At 38.6% G+C, this 19703-nt stretch carries 11 protein-coding genes and 1 other RNA gene; 9 read left to right on the top strand and 3 right to left on the bottom strand.

The annotated features are described in order from the left end of the window. The first annotated feature begins 24 nt into the window (after positions 1 to 24). From INQ51_RS12080 to INQ51_RS12100, 5 genes are all read left to right on the top strand, one after another. Complete coding sequence (locus tag INQ51_RS12080) at positions 25 to 810, top strand: DeoR/GlpR family DNA-binding transcription regulator (protein ID WP_233378224.1); 786 nt, start codon at positions 25 to 27, stop codon at positions 808 to 810. A 21-nt stretch (positions 811 to 831) separates the two neighbouring features. After that, positions 832 to 1428 (top strand): SIS domain-containing protein, encoded by a 597-nt coding sequence (locus INQ51_RS12085; protein ID WP_233378225.1) that lies wholly within the window; start codon positions 832 to 834, stop codon positions 1426 to 1428. A 44-nt stretch (positions 1429 to 1472) separates the two neighbouring features. After that, complete coding sequence (locus INQ51_RS12090; RefSeq protein ID WP_233378226.1) at positions 1473 to 2180, top strand: triose-phosphate isomerase; 708 nt, start codon at positions 1473 to 1475, stop codon at positions 2178 to 2180. Positions 2181 to 2200: 20 nt separating this feature from the next. Next, on the top strand, positions 2201 to 2701 hold the full coding sequence (locus tag INQ51_RS12095; RefSeq protein WP_233378227.1) for a secondary thiamine-phosphate synthase enzyme YjbQ: 501 nt from the start codon (positions 2201 to 2203) through the stop codon (positions 2699 to 2701). A gap of 502 nt (positions 2702 to 3203) precedes the next feature. Further along, the gene (locus tag INQ51_RS12100; RefSeq protein ID WP_233378228.1) at positions 3204 to 5528 is read left to right on the top strand and encodes a beta-N-acetylhexosaminidase; all 2325 of its coding nucleotides are present in this window, start codon (positions 3204 to 3206) and stop codon (positions 5526 to 5528) included. A 393-nt stretch (positions 5529 to 5921) separates the two neighbouring features. Here INQ51_RS12100 and INQ51_RS12105 read toward each other — a convergent pair whose 3' ends face one another. Continuing rightward, complete coding sequence (locus tag INQ51_RS12105; RefSeq protein ID WP_233378229.1) at positions 5922 to 6800, bottom strand: AraC family transcriptional regulator; 879 nt, start codon at positions 6798 to 6800, stop codon at positions 5922 to 5924. A 131-nt stretch (positions 6801 to 6931) separates the two neighbouring features. Between INQ51_RS12105 and INQ51_RS12110 the strand changes: the two genes are divergently transcribed. The 3 genes from INQ51_RS12110 to INQ51_RS12120 are packed head-to-tail and all read left to right on the top strand — an operon-like array spanning position 6932 to position 9662. Then, positions 6932 to 8065, top strand: coding sequence for an L-rhamnose/proton symporter RhaT (locus INQ51_RS12110; RefSeq protein ID WP_233378230.1), 1134 nt, complete (start codon positions 6932 to 6934; stop codon positions 8063 to 8065). Further along, positions 8065 to 8379, top strand: a complete 315-nt coding sequence (gene rhaM, locus INQ51_RS12115) for an L-rhamnose mutarotase (protein ID WP_233378231.1) — start codon at positions 8065 to 8067, stop codon at positions 8377 to 8379. The genes INQ51_RS12110 and rhaM overlap by 1 nt, the downstream gene beginning before the upstream one ends. 17 nt (positions 8380 to 8396) lie before the next feature. After that, positions 8397 to 9662, top strand: coding sequence for an L-rhamnose isomerase (locus INQ51_RS12120; protein WP_233378232.1), 1266 nt, complete (start codon positions 8397 to 8399; stop codon positions 9660 to 9662). Positions 9663 to 9757: 95 nt separating this feature from the next. Here the strand turns inward: INQ51_RS12120 and INQ51_RS12125 are convergent, their stop codons facing one another. Next, complete coding sequence (locus INQ51_RS12125) at positions 9758 to 17749, bottom strand: immunoglobulin domain-containing protein (RefSeq protein WP_233378233.1); 7992 nt, start codon at positions 17747 to 17749, stop codon at positions 9758 to 9760. A 203-nt stretch (positions 17750 to 17952) separates the two neighbouring features. Here INQ51_RS12125 and INQ51_RS12130 point away from each other — a divergent pair, with 203 nt between their 5' ends. Further along, positions 17953 to 19221: a DUF4861 domain-containing protein gene (locus INQ51_RS12130; protein WP_233378234.1), complete on the top strand. Its 1269-nt coding sequence runs from the start codon at positions 17953 to 17955 to the stop codon at positions 19219 to 19221. A gap of 68 nt (positions 19222 to 19289) precedes the next feature. Here INQ51_RS12130 and ssrA read toward each other — a convergent pair. Further along, positions 19290 to 19684: a transfer-messenger RNA gene (ssrA, locus tag INQ51_RS12135) on the bottom strand. Positions 19685 to 19703: the final 19 nt, after the last annotated feature.

The raw sequence follows: 19703 nt of genomic DNA on the forward strand, positions 1-19703 counted from the left end.
TAATATTGAGTTAAGTATAATAAAATGAACAGCAAGAAAATAAAAACTACCACTCCGGAAGCGCGTAAAAAAATCATTCTAAATTTTTTAAAAGACAATGAATCTGTTACAGTGCAGGAGATTGTTAATGACTGTAATGCCTCGGAAATCACTATTCGTCGTGATTTGGCTGAATTGGAGGAGAAAGGGTTGTTAATCAGGACGCATGGTGGTGCAATTCGAAATACCGCAGTGGAAAATTTATTTACGTTTAATAGCAAAATGAATCAAAACAAAGAGAACAAGGAGTATATCTGTAAAATTGCTTCCAGGTTCATTGAGGATAATGATATCATTTTTATTGATTGTGGTTCCACCTTGTCCTTTCTTTCGAAATATATATCTAAAAGAGAATCATTAACGGTTATAACTAATTCATTACCTATAATTTCTGAGCTTATTAATTTTAATAATATTAAGTTAATTATAATTGGAGGAGAAGTCGTAAACGAACGTAAAGCTGTTTATGGTCATTCGGCTGAACGAACCATTGGACAGTATCATGCCAACAAGGCATTTATAGGGGCTGATGGTATCTCTCTGGCAAAAGGATTAACTTCTTATGATGAAAAAGAGGCTTCAATTACCTTAAAAATGGCTGAAAATTCAGATGAGGTGTTTTTGCTTTGTGACTCAACAAAAATTGAAAAGAATTCATTTGTAACATTCGCTCCTTATTCAATCTTAAACTGTGTGATTACTGATAATGATCTGGATGTCAAGTATGTGTCTAAGTATCAAAAGAATAATGTTTCATTGATTCATGAATAATAAACTTTTAGTTATTGTCTGATGAAAAGGAAGTCGCTGATTCTGGCAAGAGAATCTCTTGAAGTTGAGAGCAAAGTTATCTCCGGTATTATTGAATACTTAGATGAAATTAGTTTTGGTAAAGCAGTTGATGTTTTAAGCACCTGTCCCAAAATAATAACCTGTGCGAGTGGGTCGTCAGGAATTGCTGCCAAAAAGTTTGCCCATTCATTATGTTGCATTGAACGAAATGCACAGTTTCTTAGTCCGGCAGAAGCGCTGCATGGAGGACTTGGATGTATTAAAAAGAATGACGCAGTAGTAATTGTGTCGCGCGGTGGAAAAACAGCTGAGTTACTTCCGGTAATTGATGTGTGCAATAAGAAAGGAGCGGTGCTGATCGGGGTTACCGAAAACCTCCATTCTCCATTGGCAGAAAAATCTCAAGTAGTCATTCAGCTCAAAATAGAAAGAGAAAGCGATAAGTATAACATTATGGCAACATCCAGTTTTGTTGCAACTGTTGTAATGTTTGACGCCATGCTGGTGGCTATTATGGAAGAAACCGATTACCAGCTTGAGCAATTTGCCTTGATTCATCCCGGAGGGGCAGTTGGAAAAATACTTAACACACAGTAAGGTTTAATGATTGTTTGTTTGACCAAAAAAAAGCAGATTAAATTATGTATAAAGGAATTGTGATAAAACCACCTTTTTTTGAGATTGGTCCCAAGGCATTTATGTATGGTGAAAGAATGCTGAAATTAGCAAAAGCCGCAGATGAAGCAGCACGCAAGTACGATGTTGGGATTATTCTAACCCCACAATATACGGATATAAAACTACTGGTTGAGAACACAAAAAATATCCTTGTTTTTGCGCAACACATGGATCCAATTAGCACTGGCCGCGGACTTGGTTCTGTTTTGCCCGAGGCGATAAAGGCTGCCGGTGGTCATGGAGTTATGCTGAACCATGCAGAAAGACCCATGTCCATTAGTGATTTGTATAAAGCGATCAAACGTGCTGATGATGTTGGGTTAATGTCGATTGTGTGCGCAGATACCATTGAAGAAGCAAAAGCAATTGCTCATTTCTCTCCCAATATTATTGTTGCAGAACCAACAGAGCTCATCGGGACCGGCAAGCCTAGTGACAAAGAGTACATTAGAGAAACCATTTCTGCGATCAAACAAATAAATCCGGAAATACAAGTACTGCAGGGGGCTGGTATTTCTAACGGAAGAGATGTTTATAATGTAATAAAAGCAGGAGCAGAAGCCACAGGTACAACCAGTGGAATAATGAAAGCAAACAACCCCGAGGAAATGTTGGAAGAGATGATAAAAGCTGTTCGAACCGCTTGGGACGAAATACAAACAATAAATTAATACTAATAGGAGGCTTTAATATGACAGTTTACAGAGGTACCATTGAACTTCAGTCTAAAGATCACAGACCTGATTTTCATAATGTAACAGATGCGGTAAAGAGCATTGTGGAAGAATCAGGAATAAAAAACGGGATATGTGTAGTCTATTCCCATCACACAACTTGTTCAGTCATGACGCAAGAGTGTTCGCATGATCTTAATTTCTTTGGACGCGAGTTTTTACAGCAGGATTTGAATAATATAATGGAAAGATTGATCCCAACCTGCCGCTATGAGGGACAATACATGCATCCCGGACCAAAGCATATTGAATTTGCTCTTACTTTTCCGGATGAAGAACCCAAAGGAAGCCTTAATACCGATGCACATTTACGTTCAGTATTTTTTGGGCGCTCCGAAACTATTGTGCTGGTTGACGGAGAGCTTTCTCTGGGTGATTTCGGTTTTATTTATTTTATTGACTGGGATCAAATCCGCGAACGAAAAAGGGTTTGTGAAGTGCAGATTATTGGAGAGTAAATTGTGTTTGGTATTGCTACGAAAGGTTAAGACCTCATCAGATACTAAGGTTTTTACTTCTTAAGTAATAGATAGAAGAGGGGCTGATTTGCCCCTCTTATTATTCCAATTCGCCGGATAATCTCTTGCAAGTTGACGGCCGTCAAGGACTATATTCGTTTTTAGATATAGGTAGTATTCCAATATTTTATATAGTTTGCATTGAAATATTTTAACGAAAAGCCTGGGAAAATTAGGATGTGGGTACTTTGCTGATCTGTATCCGTAAATAACCCTATAATATCACGTCTATGAAGGAAAGGCATCTTAAATATTTTTGGGATGAAAAGTCTTTGATGACTGTTGGTTTGATGATACATGAACAATATTTCTATCGATTTTATGGAAAATATTCGCCGGATTTTAGTCAAAAAGGAGAGGCTGTAGTAAGATAGACAAGAAATAGAGGATAAACACCGGCTTTTTTTGTATGGATGTATTTTGTAACTAAACCTTAATAATTATGAATAATTCATTCCCAAGGAAGATTATTATCATTGGACTATTTTGTTTTCTTAAAACCATGTTATGTGGGCAGGTTTCTGATAAACCTCTTATTTTTCCTTTTCCACAAGAAATTGTATCTACCAATGATACCTTTCATGTTGATGAGAATATCGTTCTGCTGTATCCTGAAAATGCTTCGGACAATGACATTCGTTTATCCCGGCAATTGGCCGGTGAGCTAAGTGACAGATATGGTCTGGCAGTAGAGGTGGCAGTTGCCAGCTCAATTCCTGCAAATAAAAAAGTTATCTTGATTGGAAGCAGATCGAATAAACTAATTAAAACTTATTGCAGAAAGAATAATCTAAGCCTAAATGAAAGCAGGCCTGGAAATGAAGGCTATTTTATGCATGTTAGAAATGATATTGTTGCAGTAGGAGGATGGGACGATGCTGGTGCATTTTATGGACTACAGTCTTTGCGACAATTATTTATGGAGACAAATGGCAAATTTCTTCCGGGGCTTACTATTATGGATTGGCCTGTTTGTTCGTTCCGCGGAGTAAGAATATATGTTCCAGGTTCCGAAAACATTCCCTTTTTCAAGCGGTTTGTCAGCGATTTTATGGCTTTGTACAAATTTAACAAGGTGATATTGGAAATAACATGCATGCGGCTCGACAAGCATCCGGAGGTGAATGCGGGCTGGGTTGAATTTGCCAATTATTTAAAAGATAAACGTTTGAATTCAACAGAAGGGCCCAGAGGTGAACTGAAAACTTCAAGTCATTACGATGCTGGCGATGGACTGATACTGGAAAAAGATGAAGTAAGGGATATTGTTGATTTTGCCCGTAAGAATTTTTTGGAGGTAATACCCGAAATTCCATCGCTGAGCCATGGATACTATTTATTAACCCGGCATCCTGAACTGGCTGAATATCCGGGAGACCGGTGGCCTGATACTTATTGTCCTTCTAATCCGGGAAGCTATGAACTCATGTTTGAGGTTTACAACGAATATATAGAAGTAATGCAACCCCGCATGGTTCATATTGGTCATGACGAATGGTATGGTGCTCCTGTGGGTGTTTGTCCTCGTTGCTCAGGTAAAGATTATTCAAAATTATTTGCCGAAGATGTCAGGAAAATACATGATTATTTTTCTGAAAAGAAAATCAGGATTGCCATGTGGGGAGATTATCTTCTCGAAGAAATCCGTGGAGCAGGGGAACAGGAAAAAACTTCATCAACAGGAATTCGATATAAAGTTCCTGGGGCTGTCGGTCTTGAGACATTAAAAGAGCAAATTCCCAAAGACATATTGATTTTTAACTGGTTTTGGGGAAGACCGGAGTTGGAACAGAAATTAAGTCGGCTTGGTTTTGAGCAGGTGTTTGGAAATTTTAAACCCAACATCAGTAATTGGACAGAGCGGATAGAACACCCAGCGATACTTGGAGGAGCTCCGTCTTCATGGGCTGCAACTACGGAAGCGAATTTTGGAAAAGACTTACTGCTTGATTTTATCGGATGTGCTAATTTACTCTGGTCGCAACATACTATAAGCGTTAACGAATTGGGAAATATTATACGTTCTACCTTGGCGGCTCAGGCAAGAAGAAATCTAAAGGGGAAAAGCCTTCTGTATAATAGCGGGAAGCCGGTTGCACCATTAAATATCGTTCCCTTCTATAATATGCATGCTGACGATAGCCTGTTTAACTTTAACCCCGGAAAACTGAATTACGGAGAAGTTCCGAGAGAAAATAAGAGTTTTGATATTGGCTCCGGCCTTGTTGCAGTCGAAACTGGTAAAGACAAGCCCGGCATATTTCCCTCGGAAATAACAAAAATTACAGTGAATAAAGATGTAACAGCCATAATTTTCTTACATGCCTGTTTACTTCCGGGAATGAATGAAAAATCTTATTTCAATATTCCTGATTTTCCAGCCACATCAGATCTTCTCGGATGGTACGAAATTATTTATGAAGACGGATTAACAGAAATATTACCCATTCGTTATGGGGTAAATATTCTGGAGTGGAATCCCGGAGGCGAAAAGAGTATCGATAGAGGAGAAGGGACAACAGGAGCACCTCAAAATGCTTATTGTTACGAAGCCGACCCAGTAATATGTTCAACTGGTAACAGAGAAAATCCAGTAACCCTTTATGCCTGCGAATGGCAAAATAAGCGGTTAGGAAAAAAGATCAGGGAGATAAACCTGAAAGGCACTAACGGATTTTACCGGACAGCCGGGTATTTAAAAGCTGAAGGTGGTCCCTTAGCTCCGCCTAATGGAATAATTCTCGGAGCTGTTAGTCTGATAAAATAATTGAGTTAGTCAAATTTGAACTTCAACAATATTAGAGTAGTACTTAGCACAATTTTCTTTTATTTATGTAGGTCCAGTTTAGGTCCGGAAAATAACAGAAAATAATGCTATTGATTAGACTGTATTTGTACTTGAAAGCTATGGATGTCGCTTATTTGAGGAAGACAAATAAGCGACTCATAATAATCTCTGTTATCTCATTTTTGTCGAAATATTGCGTTCCTTAATGTTAAAAATAGTGACATCCAAGAAATAATATATGTTCTATATACATTTTAAAGTTGCACGATGAATTAAAACTGTGATACAGAAAAATTACCAAACAGAGTCTTCCCAATACAGGGGTAAGTGATTCTCTGGTTACTTTTGTGGTGTTTTTAAGTTTAATGCTTATTAATTCCCCCCAATCCTTTTCCTGAACTCCGAAGGATTCATGCCTACCTTTTTCTTAAAGATAAGGCTGAAATAATGAATCGTTTGAAATCCCAGTTCAAGACTGATTTCCTTGATGCTTTTATTGCTTGCAACCAGAAGTTCTTTTGCCCGCATTACCCGCAGTTGTAAATGGTACTGCCCGGGTGAAACGCCGGTGTATTTTTTAAACATCTTGCGGAAATAAGAGTATCCCACATTGTGTTGCTCAGCCAGCTCTTCCAGGTTGATTTCCTTGTCGATGTTTTGCCGCATAACAAAACGAACTTCTTCAATCACTTTGGCAATTCTTTTTCCGGAGAATCCTTTTTGTTTCTCAAAAGAAATAATGTACCCCAGAAGTTTTACGATCATACCGGAGGCAATCTGCTGGTACCCGGGTTGTTCTTTTCGCACAAAGTCCATTATTTTCAAGTGCGTGTCAATTATTTCCTCTTTTATTCCCAGTTGCAAAACCGGCTGTCTGCTGCTAAAAACAGGGTTTGACAAAAAGTGATCGGCGATCTGCCCTTTAAAACCCACGTAATTTTCGGTCCACCCGGTTTTGGTCAATGGTTTGTACCGATGCCATTCGTTGGGAAGAATCACGAGCAACGAGCCTTCCTTTACCGGGAACCGTCCGTGGCGGTTTTCGAATATACCGGTACCTTCCGAAATGTAATTAAGCTGATACTCATGCAATACACGTCCTTCGTCCCAAAAAAAAGAGTATTCTGACGGGTGATCTGCCGGAGGATACAAAGTGTTTGGTGGGATGCTTGCAGAACCTGCCACACTCAAATGAATTCCCCACGAAAGATCCTCGTCGCTGGTCGTTAGATATTTGAATTGCCGTTTCATCTATTTAGTGCCAAAAAATATAAATATAAGCTCATTTTCTGTATTGATAGAGAGAGGGAGTGCATATATTTTTGTTAAATCTAAAATGCTGACGAATCAATAAAAAATAACATCAAATTAATCAAATCATTATGCATGCTCTTTTAGGTATCATTTTTCATTCCCTGGGAGGTATGTCCTCGGGAAGTTGGTATATGCCATACGATTGGGTGAAGAAATGGCGTTGGGAGATCTACTGGATCACCGGTGGTCTTTTTTCATGGCTGATTATGCCGTTTATTGCCGTCTCAGTTACCATTCCGGATTGGACCGGAATTTTACAGGCCGCAGAAGGCAGCGTGATCCGTAACACCTACATCATGGGACTTCTGTGGGGAATCGGAGGATTAACATACGGGCTGGCTATCCGGTATCTGGGAATGTCGCTGGGAAACTCAGTATTGCTGGGGATTACTTCCGTGGTTGGTTCGCTGGGCTTACCAATTTTAAGGAATATCCCGGGTGTAGCTGAATTATTGCCCAACGGACTTTCGTTTACTGATTTGTTTAGCAGTCCGGGTGGTCGGATTGTATTGCTGGGTATTTTGATCTTGTTGGCGGGGATCATTCTTAGTGGTCGGGCCGGAATTATGAAAGATAAAGACCTGGCCGGTGAAAAGGTGGGAATAAATACTGAATTCAAACTGGCAACCGGTTTGATCATCGCCATTATATCAGGGGTTTTAAGTGCCTTTTTCAGCTTCGGAATAGATGCCGGGAAGGAAATGGGGGTAGCTGCCAGAGATTTGGCCGTTCAAGCAAATTATCCTTTTCTGGCAGCAGGAGAAGCAGGCGGGCCGATGACCTACCTGTTTGAAAATAATATCATTTTTTTTGTGATACTATGGGGAGGTTTGACCACCAATCTGATTTGGTCGATCGCATTGATTCTCAAAAATAAAACCGGCAGCGATTTTGTCGATAAAAAAGCACCCCTGATCAGTAATTACCTGTTTTGTGCGCTTGCCGGAACTACCTGGTTTTTGCAGTTCTTTTTCTATGGAATGGGTGAAACAAAGATTGGTAACGGAGCCAGTTCGTGGACCCTTCACATGGCTACCATTATTCTTACAGCCAATTTATGGGGATTTTATCGCAAAGAATGGAAAGGAGTTTCAAAAAGGACGTACCGGACTATTCTATTAGGGATCGGAACCATTCTTTTATCGGTGATTGTGATTGGAGTGGCTAAATGGCTGTATCCTGAATTAAATGCGCTGGGATAATGAAGCGGCTGGCATTTAAAATGTACCTGAACGAAGGGCAAAAAGAGGAGTATCAGAAAAGACACAACGAGATTTGGCCGGAACTGAAAAAGCTGCTGAAGGAGGCAGGAGTAAGTGAATACTCCATTTTTCTGGATGAGGAAACAAATATCTTGTTTGCGTTTCAAAAAGTATCAGGAGGCGGTGGTTCTCAAAATCTGGGACAAACCGAGATTGTTCAGCGCTGGTGGAAAAACATGAGCGACATTATGCAGACAAATGAGGATAACTCGCCCGTTTCGGTGGAGTTACCCGAAGTATTTTACATGGAATAAATCAAAAAAATAATAAAATGAGCAATACTGAGAACATCAAAAAAGCTTATGAACTTGCAAAGGAACGATATGCTGCGCTGGGAGTGGATACCGATGCTGCTATTGAAAAAATGAAAGGTGTTAATATTTCGCTTCACTGCTGGCAAACCGATGATGTTGGCGGGTGCGAAGTGAAACACGGCGAACTGTCGGGAGGAATTCAGGCTACCGGAAATTACCCAGGGAAAGCGACTACTATAGAAGAAATCCGTGCTGACCTGGAAAAGGTGCTGGCGCTATTACCCGGAAAACAACGACTGAACCTACACGCCATTTACGGCGATTTTCAGGGGGAAGTGGTGGATCGCGATGCGATTGAGGTAAAACACTTTCAGAGTTGGATCGACTGGTGTAAAAAGCAGGGGATTGGCATGGATTTTAATGCTACCTGCTTCTCTCACGAACGTGCTGCCGATGGATTTACACTTTCGAGTAAAAACGAAGAGAACCGTAAGTTTTGGGTGGAGCACGTAAAGCGTTGCCGTGCCATTTCTGCCGAGATTGGAAAACAACTGGGAACACCTTGTGTGCACAATACCTGGATTCCGGATGGATCAAAAGATACGCCGGTGGACAGAAATGGTTACCGTGCCAATTTAAAAAAATCGCTGGATGAAGCCATGGCGGAAAAATATCCGAATGAGTACATGAAAGATGCAGTGGAAAGTAAGCTTTTCGGAATCGGTATGGAATCGATGACCGTTGGTTCACACGATTTTTACCTGGGTTATGCCATCGCCAACAATATTTTGATTTGCCTGGATAACGGGCATTTTCACCCCACAGAGCAGGTGGGTGATAAGATTTCGTCGGTGCTTCAATTTGTGGATGAGGTGTTGCTGCATGTTACACGTCCAATTCGTTGGGATTCCGACCATGTGGTGACATTAAACGATGATGTGCAATTGATTGCCTCCGAAATCATGCGAAACAACTTTCTGAACCGTGTAAACATCGGGCTCGATTTCTTTGATGCTTCGATTAACCGGATTGGGGCTTATGTAACCGGAACCCGTGCTGCACAAAAGGCTTTTCTGATTGCTGCGCTGGAACCGACCAATGACCTGGTGAAACTGGAAGAAGCAGGCAAAAATTTCGAACGTTTAGCAATGCTCGAAGAGCTAAAAACAATGCCTTTCAGTGCTGTTTGGGATTACTACTGCCTACAGGAGAATGTTCCGGTTGGCGCCGACTACATTGCTGAAATTCAGAAATACGAAAATGAGGTTTTAGTGAATAGATAATTCACGTTTTATTGTGTGAAAAAAGGCCGTCCGAATTATTTTGGATGGCCTTTTCTATATTCACTAAGATTTCAGATAACAGTAACGAAGCTGGTTTACTCAAGCAAGATCTTCTTGTAAAGAATCTGGCCCTTGAATTTTATCTGGAACAAGTATAATCCTTTGGGATAAGCATCTACGTTTATCCAGTCTGATTGAATCGCATTTTTCTGAAATACCTTTGTTCCGCTTGCATTAATGATCGAAAGGTCAACGGTTTTTCTCTGGGTTTCAATAAAAATCTTATCGCTTGCCGGATTGGGATAAACCTGGATATCGCGTAACTCAATATCATCGATTCCAACGGGCGGTGAGACTGAAAGGTTGTATAACGCCGATTCCAATCTTAGATCAGGGAAAATACTGTTGGTTACTTGCATTTGATAGGTGCCGCTGTCTGAAAGGCTGGCATTGTCAATACGGTATTCGGAACCAGAATCAGTTAACAATGTATTGCTCTTGTACCAATGCCGGACATCGTTTTCTCCTGCTGTGTATGTTTCAAAATGTATCGAGATACTGTCGTGAGTATTAATGGTTGAGTCAATCGGAAAACCGAAGATTTGTTGTGGAGAATATATGAAAGTATCAATACTCATCAACTCGCTGGCAACCTGCTCTAAATCTGAGAACAGAAATCTGTTGTTGGAAATATTCAGATAGCTTAACCGGTGATTGTTATCTTCTACTGATTTTGTATTACTAGCGTTATTCCCCGAAAACGAAGGAAACGGACCGTAAAGATTATTGTTCGACAGGTTGAGCCATTTGAGCGAATCAAAAGCCAGGAATACATCCAGAACTTCACCTTCGAGGTTGAGGTTGGAGAGGTCGATTTTGCTAACGTGTCCGTTTTCTATTTGCAGCCCGAGCCATTCATTAATGGTGTAGTTTACTGTGTCGAGCCAGTTGTTACGCCATTCTTCTCCATTATAGGTATTAAATATTTCAGTAAGTCGTTCAAGGTCTTCTGTGGCGAGAACAGCAGTTGGTTCTTTTGCGGTTACCGCCAGCGTTATTTCTTTGCTGGATAAAACCAGGTCGGTTGCTTTGGAGTTTGATACTTTGCAGTAATATATGCCTGCGTCTTCATAACTGACATTTTCAATCTCCAGAAATTGAGCATTTGCCTGCGTTAGCATTTGCCCGTTTTTAAACCACTGGTATTGATCCGATGGACCGGGGTAATAATTGTCGATAGATAATTTGACAAAGCTCCCTTCGTTAGCTGAAAGAGTCTTTATCTCCCCAATATCATTTTGCGGAGCATATGTAAATTCATTTATTCCTGAAAAATTATCCCAGTTTAAAATGGCCTCGATGTCATTGAATTGCAGTTGATTGTTTTCTAGGTGGAGAGTGTCGATTAACAACCAGGAAGACAATTCATCCGGTATTTGACGGTTATCGCTTATCAAGGCATCTTTAGTATTCCCTGACTTTTGGGTGGTTTCGATCGAACCTATAAGATTATTGTCAATGTATATTTTTATAACGTTATCTAAATTGGCTAATTCTATTGGGAGAGGTCCTGTAATTCGATTGTCATTAAGTAATAACCATTTCAGGTTAAGAAGATTTCCTATACTTGCCGGAACTGTTCCGCTTAAATTGTTTTGAGAAAGTCCTAGATACTGAAGGTTGGTTAGCTTGCCAATTGTAGCGGGAATTGTTCCATTGACGTTATTCTCTAAAAGGTTCAAAAAATTCAACCTGGTCAGGTTTCCAATCTCCACAGGAATAGTTCCCTCGAGTTGATTGGCTTCAAGTCCCAGTACTTCCAGTTTTGTTAAATTTCCAATTTCTTTGGGGATAGTTCCTGAAATATCACATTCACTTAAATACAGTGTTTTTAAATTGGTTAATTCAAACAGCCCAGTCGGCAGTTCTCCATGCAGTTTGTCGGTTAGGATTTCGAACGATTCTAACTGTGTCAAGTTCTTTATGCTGTTTGGGATACTTCCATTTAAATTGTAGTTTTCATAGGGACCAAAATAAATTTTGGAAACATGCCCATTTGTGACGGTAATTCCAAACCAGTCGGCAACGGTGTGTTTAACAGTATCTAACCAGTTGGTATTATTGGTCCAACTGGAGCCATTGGTTGAATGGTAGAAATCAACCAGTGCCTGGTATTCTTTATCAGGCACTCCTTTCCCTGCAGCAACTCCATGGTAAAGGTTGACTATTTTGAAGTGGCTTTTTAAAACCAGGTCAGGAACACCTGGGTTGGTTATTTCGACATGATATGCCCCAGAGTCCGCTGATGTTACTGATTCAAGCCGAAGGACTTGGTTTACCTTCCCCTCAAGTGGTATGCCTTCTTTAAACCATTGAAAACGATCGTTATCTGAAATCACCGAGTCAGTCAAACTTAACTCTAATTGCGCTCCAACTACTACGATATGATCTTGAGGGAAATCGACTTTTTGCTGTTGCTGGTAATAGAAGTCGTCGGCAAAGTTTTGGTAGTTGACATTTGAAAAGGCAGGAAGCAGGTCGTCAAAAACAAGGTGGTTATTGGTTAGTGCAAGAGTGTCGAGTAGAGATAATGAATCGATAGCATTAAAATTAAAGCCTGTAAGCCTGTTGTCGTTCATTTCTATAACGCGCAAATCAGGTAAATGTACTTTCTTGGTAAAGGCACTGTTTTGTAAATTATTTTCGTTGAGGATGATCTTTGTTACATGCCCATTTTCAACAGTTATACCATGCCAGTCTATCACTGAAGCATTGGTTGTGTCCAGCCAATTATTGCTGTTGTTCCATGTTGGGCCATTGGTAGAGTGATAGAGATCGACTAAAGTCCTATATTCGGAAAATGGAATACCAGCTTCTTGGAATCCGCAGTTCTTGGAGTAACTTGCCCATGAATCTTTTTGCCAATTAGAATAACTTTCAGATGCAACAGGATCGTCAACTTCAATACATGACAGATTTGGATTCCCGTATGCCCACATTCTGTCTCCTGACTCCTCATTGCTAGTCATATTTTTGTTGTTGCCATTTCTCACATTTAATTTCAAAAGGTCATTTTCATGGCAATCGAAAGATCTTAAGTTAGAGCATTCACTAACATCAATTTCTTCAATTTTATTGTTAAAGCAGACTATTCTATAGATAGAAGTATTTTCACCGATTGTTAAACTTTGCAATTGATTATTGGAACACAATAAATCACCTAATGAACTATTCATACTTAAATTCAGCATTGAAAGAAGATTTCCCGAACAATTTAAGAATTGCAATGATCTATTATTACTCAAGTCCAGATTGGGAATTTTACAACTAATACAATCTAAGCTGATTAATTGGCCATTTGAGTTCAGGTTCAGAAAAGAAATGTTATTGTGTCCACATCTTAGTATTTCCAGTTTTTTATTGTTTGATACGTCCAATGAAGAAAGGGCATTGTTGGAGCATGTAAGATAGGTTAGTTCTGTATTATTTTTTACATCTAGGCTTGATATACTATTGTTTTCAATAGCTAATGTTTTTAATTGAAGATTCTTTGAAACATCAATACTGTCGATCTGATTATCATAGCAAGATAGTGTAACAAGATTAATGTTCGTATCAACATTTAAGTATTCTAACATATTGGAATAACAACTTAGGAGTTTTAATGATGTGTTTGAATTAATGTCCAAGTTTGTTAGCAGGTTACTATAGCAGAATAACTCCTCTAACGAGCTAAAATCTTGTATCCCTTCAAGATCTGCAATTTGTTTCCCACTGATATCAAGGCTCGTAATTGTAATAATGTTTGTAGTGGCTACCGAATCATCCAACTCTCCAAAATCATAGCCCAAATCAATTAAAGCTTGTTCAAAATTATCGTCCGGAACATACGTCATTTTAGATAAAATTGCCTGGCAGTTTTCCGAATAGATTGTCCCTTCACCTTTATACCAACTTTTAAAACTATTAGCCGTAATTGCATCATCAACTTGAATACATTTTAAATTTGGATTTTCATAAGCCATCATAGACGAATTGCTATAGTTCGACATCTCCAGATTGTTCCCATTCTTTATGTTTAATTCAGACAAATTGTTGTTGAAACACTGTAACATGAGAAGCTTGCTGTTGCTCTCCAAATTTAATGTTACAATATTGTTGTAGTAACAGATTAAATGCTCCAATTCCAAATTTTGTGTCAAATCTAATTCCGTAAGAGCATTTTCATTGCATGTTAGTCGCATTAGACTTTTATTATTGGTAACATTGAGAGATGCTAATTGATTTCGAGAACAATCGACATAAAGCAATTTAGAATTGTTTGTTAGATTTAGTTCTTTAATATTATTGGATTGGCAGTAAAGCTCTTCCAGTGCAATGAAATCTTCAATTCCCTCGAGATTTGAAATATTTTTGTTATGAATACTAAGACCTATTAATTTTGCAATAATAGAGGTAGAGACAGAATCATCCAGTTCTCCATAATCGTAGCCTAAATCAATTAAAGCTTGTTCAAAATTATCATCAGGGATATAGGTTTTTTTATCGAAAAGATCTGAGCAATCCTCCGAATAATCAGCCCATTCATCCTTCTGCCAGTTTGAGTAACTAGAGGAAGCTTCTGCATTATCAACTTCAATACAATATAAATATGGATTGGTGGTTGCTACAAAGATTGAGTTGGAATTATTTCCATTTTTGTAATTTAAACGGTAAAGATTATTTCTTTGACATCTTAAATATGTCAGCTTTTTATTTTTGCTTAGGTCTAACTCTTCAATCAAATTGTTAGAACAGTTTAAGTCTCTTAATTGCTCAAAATCTTGAATTCCCTCAAGGCTTCTGATTTCTTTATTTGATAAGTTTAAATAGGTAATCGAATAAATTTTTGAGGTTGGAACAGAATCATTTAATTCTCCGGAATCATATCCGAGATCAATTAATACCTGTTCAAAATTATCATCTGGGATGTAAGTCATAACAGATTTGTTTGAACAGTTTTCCGAATAGTATGCTGTTTCGTCTTTATACCAACGGGCATTTTGTATTGCCGAATAAGCATCATCAACTTCAATACAGAATAGATTGGGATTATTGGTAACATTAAACTGTAAATTTTGGTTACTCCTATTTGTTAGGTTTAACGATGATAAATTGTTGTCTATGGCAATAAAATAATCGAGCTTTGGGTTATTACTGAGATTTAAACTAACGATGTTATTATTGTTACACCAAAATCGATATAATTCAGGGAAAGAATTGACGTCTATTTCGCTTATTAAATTATATGATATAGTAAGCTCTTTCAAACCATAACAGGAACTGATATTTAGTGTGTCAATTTTATTGTTAGCACAATAAATCCCTTGTAAATGAATATTCTTAGATAAATCAAGCTTGGTTATATTGTTATTATTGCAGTTAATAGTCTTTAGATTGATGAAGGTCTCAATTCCAGCTAAATCAGTGATGTTAGAATTATCAATGTTTAAGTGGTCTATATTTTCTACTATTGCTTTGGGTACTGAATCGTTCAGTATCCCATCATCATATCTTTGCTCAATGAGGTCTCGTTCAAAGTTATCATCCGGAATATAAACCATATCAACACGATGGGCAGAACAATTTTCAGAATAATATGACCAATCGTCTATTCCCCACACATTTTCAAGTTTGTTTTTGGCTACAATTGTGTCATCAACCTGAATGCATGCGGGCATATTTTGATAGAGATTTATTTGCAAGTTTTCGTTATTCCCGTTTTGAAGATTAATGAATGTTAATAGGTTGCGTTCAGCAACTAAAGATCTAAGTTGCGAATTTGAAGATACATCCAGCTCATTTAGATTATTATCTCTACAGGTTAAGAGAGTTAATGCCGGTAATTTGTATAAATCTAATTTTGTGAGCTTATTATTATCACAATAAAAATAAGTTAATAGAGCCGATTCTATATCTAAGATTTCTTTTATTTCATTATTAGAACAATTAATGTATTCCAGTAAATCATGTATTGAAAATACAATACTAGTCAGTGAATTATTGTTACAGGCTAGTTTCGTTAATTTATTATTCGCGCTTATGTCTAGTTTATTGAGATTATTATAGTCACAATTCAATTCCATCAACTCGGTGTTGCGAGATAGGTCCAAAGAATCCAGATAATTATAGCTGCAATAAAGATATTTAAGATTTATAATGGACTGAATACCTGTTAAGTCATAAATTGATTTACTGCTAAGGTACAGCGAGGTTAATGAATGGAGTGCTACTGTGGGGACAGAGTCGTTTAAGTTTTTATCAAAATCGAGACCTAAATTTATTAAGGCCTGCTCAAAATTATCATCGGGGATATAAGTCATCTCAGGCACATAACCTGAGCAATCCTCAGAAAAGGCGGCATAAGCATTTTTGTGCCAATTGGAATATCTATAAGCTGCTACAGAATCATCAACCTGGATGCATAATAAGTCAGGATTGTTGCGCACCTCTATACTCATATTACTATTATTCCCATTTTGCAGGTTAAGGCTGGTGAGTTGGTTGTTGTTTGCATAAATGTTCGTCAGATAGGGATTTTTGCTTAGGTTGAGATCAATTAGAAGGTTGTTCTGAATCTGTAATGTTTTCAGGTTTGAGTTTGATGTTAGGTCAATTGTGCTGATCTGGTTATTGTAACAATGCAATTGTTCCAGTGCAGTGAAATCTTCAATACCGGTTAAGTCAGTAATGTTTTTGTAATCAATAGAAAGAGACTTTAATTTACTTATCGCAATCGTTGGAACGGAATCATTCCGTTCTCCTGTATCACAACCCATATTTATAAGAGCTTGCTCAAAATTATCATCTGGAACATAAGTCATTTCAATTGTGTAGCTTGAACAATCTTCGGAATAAGCGGTATATGCATTTTTGTACCAATAAGACTTGTTGTTGGCAGCGATAACATCATCTACCTGAATGCAGAGCAAATTGGGGTTATACCGGGCGTCAAGTTGCAGATTATTATTGTTTCCGTTTCGAAGATTCAGCCCTGTCAGCAGATTATCGCTACAGTTTATATTTCTCAGGAAAGGATTTTGGGAGATATCTATGTCGACGAGTTGATTGCTGTTAGAGTATAGCGTAGTTAGCAACGAATTTTTGCTTATATCGAGGCTTGTAATTTTATTAAAGGAACAGTCGAGTGATGTAAGTTTTTTATTTTCGGATAAATCCAGGTGGGTTATTTCATTTCTTGAACAATATAAGCTGGTAAGTGATTCAAAACTTTCAATTCCGGTGAGATCTGTGATTTGTTTGTGGCTAATATTCAGGTATTCAATGCTTTTGATGGGTGAGGTAGGAATTGAATCGTTAAGTAATCCGCTATCGTAACCTAAGTCAATCAGGTGCTGCTCGAAATTATCGTCCGGGACGTAAGTCATATCAACTTTATAATCAGAACAATTTGTTTCGTATGAGGTCCATTTATCTTTAGTCCAAGTGGTGTAAGATGCTGACAATTCTGGATTATCAACTTCAATACAATAGAGTGTGGTATTGTTTCGCGTATCAATTCCGGTTACACGGTAGTCGGCTCCTGCCATTATCGGATTGTTCCCATTCCGAATATTTAAAGTGTTTAAATTATTAGTACTGCAGTTAATGTATTTTAATGCTGATATTGAACTTAAATTAAGTATTTCGAGTTGGTTGTTAGAGCAATTAAGTTTTTCTAACTGTTTATTTGCTCCTAGATTTAACTCCGTAAGGACGTTATTGTAGCAAATTAATTCAACTAGGCCGGCATTAAAGCTTAAATCAATGCTTGATAACCGATTGTTGCTGATATTCAAACTTTGAAGGTTTTCGAAGGCGGTTATTCCTTCGAGCGAAGAGATATCCTTTCCAGACAGGTTTAGTTCTGTCACCAAACTTATATGGTTAGTCGCCACTGAATCGTTGAGCGCCCCTGAGTCGTAGCCCAAGTCAATTAATGCTTGTTCAAAATTGTCATCAGGCACATATGTGTTTTGCGCCGAAAGAGATAATTGAAAGCAAAGAAAAATGACGATTACTGCGCCAAGGTAGGTTATGGTTTTCATGTTTGGTTAAAAGTTATTTTTATGGTTAAGTTATTATAGCTTCGTAAATATATTGAAAATAAGTTTATTCTTTTAATGATTGATTATTTATAACGAATCAAATGATAAGAGCATTTCATCGTATCATTAATTTGATATTTAGACTCGTGTTTACAAAACGAGATTATTAACTTTGAAACTTATTCTTAATTAAATAAAATAGTATGAACACAAAGGTTGGTTGGTTGCTGCTTGCAGTTGTTACGCTTCTGTCGTGTAAACAGGAGCACAGTATTTCTTTTGTAAACCCTGTTCCGGAAGATCGTTCGGATGAAGTGGTGGTTTTAACACGTGAACAAGTGGCAGCGAGAGTCGAAATCAAAGAAGGATTTTTGCCCATATTCAGAGTGGGGGAGGAAACCCTTCCTTCGCAGGTAGACGATATGAACCGTGATGGAAAATGGGACGAAATAGCGGTGTTACTCAATCTTAAAGCCAATGAGGAGAAAAGCGTCGTGCTCGAAATGATTCCGGAAAATGAGTATCCCGCTTTTGAAAAACGTACCAACTTACGATTGGGAATTCATCAGGAAGACGGGTCGTATAAGGAAGTCGACCATTACGCTGCCATTCCGGCTACCGAGCCTTTTAAAATTATTGCACAGGGAGAAAGCGTGAGTTGGGAGAATGATAAAATCGCATTCAGGGTTTATTTTGATTGCCGCAACGTAAAAGACTTGTTTGGAAAACTGAAGCCCGGAATGATCATCGATAAAATTCATACTCCTGAAATCAAGGACTATCATTCGTTGAACGAATGGGGGATGGATGTGTTGCATTGTGGAAGTTCGTTGGGATCGGGCGGAATTGCGTTGCTGAAAAACGATTCTTTGTACCGCGTCGGATCAACCGATGTTTACGAATATCAGAAAGTTTCGGAAGGCCCGGTACGCTCGGTTTTCGACCTCATTTACAAAGGCTGGCATGTTGATGGAGATAACCTGGAGGCAACCGAGCGGATAAGCATCTATCCCGGAAAATACTGGTTTCAGTCGGATGTTACGGTAAAAGGACTGCCGGAAGGTGCACAGATTGTAACCGGAATTGTAACCAGCATGTTAAAACGCGAACCCTTTGCTTTCGAAGCCAGTGATTTTGAATGCATTGGTACACACGATGTTCAATCGCTGAACAACGATGAGCTGGGGATGGCGGTGCTGGTTCCCAATGCTGAAGTGGGGAAAATTGGCCGTACTACCGATATTAATTTCTTTAAACTAGGATACCAGACAGTAGTCGAAAAAGGATTTAGCAATATTATTTCGGAAACCTATTACATCGGGCAAAAAGTGGAAGCCAATAAACCGGCCCGTCATTATTTTTCCGCAGTATGGGGACTGGAAAAAGACCAATGGAAAACCGAAGACGGTTTTAAAAGCTATCTGAAAGAAGAGGCAAAAACTTTGTCTTCTCCTATCGAGGTGCGCTTTTAAGAGAATTGACTGATATCTTTTGAAAAAGTCTGTTAGCTGGTAAAGTAAAACTGGCTAACAGACTTTTTTTGTGGAGCTGGCGGGAGTCGAACCCGCGTCCAAACGAGGAAGCCACAAGCTTTCTACATGCTTATCCCCGACTTGATTTTCGAATAAACACCGGATCAGGACCACCAAGGTTTACCTTAGCTCTTTAATTTTCGCAGAAACGTCAGAGCATCATTTCCACTAGCTTCGATTTACTTGCACCGCCGAATCGGGCCGCTTCAAAGCAATAGCACCCGGGCGATGTCTCGTCCCAAAACCTTGTTTCGGGATAAAGGTAACCTACTAAATTCGGTTACGCAGCAAGAGCGTAATTATTTTCGCCAATTATGGTTTGATCATTATTTTAAAGGGTCAACAACCAAAACCCTGCATGCTTACCTGCCACCTCTACCCGCTGTCAAAACCAGTCAGCCCCGTAGAAGGGCTACAAAGAT

The sequence above is a fragment of the Maribellus sp. CM-23 genome (assembly GCF_021354595.1).
Classification (GTDB): domain Bacteria; phylum Bacteroidota; class Bacteroidia; order Bacteroidales; family Prolixibacteraceae; genus Draconibacterium.

What these genes read in the sequence shown, in the direction of transcription:
- INQ51_RS12120 (WP_233378232.1), top strand. Translation starts at nt 8,397, where the DNA reads ATGAGCAATACTGAGAACATCAAAAAAGCTTATGAACTTGCAAAGGAA.
- INQ51_RS12080 (WP_233378224.1), top strand. Translation starts at nt 25, where the DNA reads ATGAACAGCAAGAAAATAAAAACTACCACTCCGGAAGCGCGTAAAAAA.
- INQ51_RS12110 (WP_233378230.1), top strand. Translation starts at nt 6,932, where the DNA reads ATGCATGCTCTTTTAGGTATCATTTTTCATTCCCTGGGAGGTATGTCC.
- INQ51_RS12100 (WP_233378228.1), top strand. Translation starts at nt 3,204, where the DNA reads ATGAATAATTCATTCCCAAGGAAGATTATTATCATTGGACTATTTTGT.
- INQ51_RS12125 (WP_233378233.1), bottom strand. Translation starts at nt 17,749, where the DNA reads ATGAAAACCATAACCTACCTTGGCGCAGTAATCGTCATTTTTCTTTGC.
- INQ51_RS12090 (WP_233378226.1), top strand. Translation starts at nt 1,473, where the DNA reads ATGTATAAAGGAATTGTGATAAAACCACCTTTTTTTGAGATTGGTCCC.
- INQ51_RS12130 (WP_233378234.1), top strand. Translation starts at nt 17,953, where the DNA reads ATGAACACAAAGGTTGGTTGGTTGCTGCTTGCAGTTGTTACGCTTCTG.
- INQ51_RS12085 (WP_233378225.1), top strand. Translation starts at nt 832, where the DNA reads ATGAAAAGGAAGTCGCTGATTCTGGCAAGAGAATCTCTTGAAGTTGAG.
- INQ51_RS12095 (WP_233378227.1), top strand. Translation starts at nt 2,201, where the DNA reads ATGACAGTTTACAGAGGTACCATTGAACTTCAGTCTAAAGATCACAGA.
- INQ51_RS12105 (WP_233378229.1), bottom strand. Translation starts at nt 6,800, where the DNA reads ATGAAACGGCAATTCAAATATCTAACGACCAGCGACGAGGATCTTTCG.
- rhaM (WP_233378231.1), top strand. Translation starts at nt 8,065, where the DNA reads ATGAAGCGGCTGGCATTTAAAATGTACCTGAACGAAGGGCAAAAAGAG.